The organism is Xanthobacter autotrophicus, from assembly GCF_029991245.1.
Classification (GTDB): Bacteria; Pseudomonadota; Alphaproteobacteria; order Rhizobiales; family Xanthobacteraceae; genus Xanthobacter; species Xanthobacter autotrophicus_C.
Genome location: NZ_JAIVFO010000413.1, coordinates 1 through 413, shown reverse-complemented (window position 1 = coordinate 413; position 413 = coordinate 1). Strand labels below are relative to the sequence as shown.

Annotated in this window: 1 protein-coding gene; it reads left to right on the top strand. The window is 33.4% G+C overall.

All coding sequences use genetic code 11. The features are described from left to right. Positions 1-413 (top strand): hypothetical protein (locus K9U41_RS23465; protein WP_282643231.1); only part of this gene is annotated, 413 nt, incomplete at both ends.

The window sequence follows — 413 nt, the reverse complement described above, 5'->3', positions numbered from 1 at the left end:
GGTGAAAGGTTGTATGTTGTTTCAAGAAATGGAGGAAATAAGATAGTAGTTTTAAATCCAGCTGATGGTTCAGAAATAACATTATCCACACCTTTTTCGTTTAATGTAAGTGGACAAAATAATCAATTACTGCCTATTAATGACATAGCAATAAGTGAAGATAATAAATTATTTGTAAGTTCAGTATCGAGTAATAGTGCAGGTAATGAATGGTATTTACATGTAGCAACAAGTGAAGGTGGTACTCTTACTCGTTATGATTTAACACTTGATGCAACAAACGAAAGAGTAGGTGATCGAATATATGTAACCGGTAGCTGGGATGCTGGAACAATTAGAGTTTATGCGCCAGTTGCTAGTATGTCATCTAACGCAAAAATTTATAAATTTACAACAACTAATCAAGGTACAGA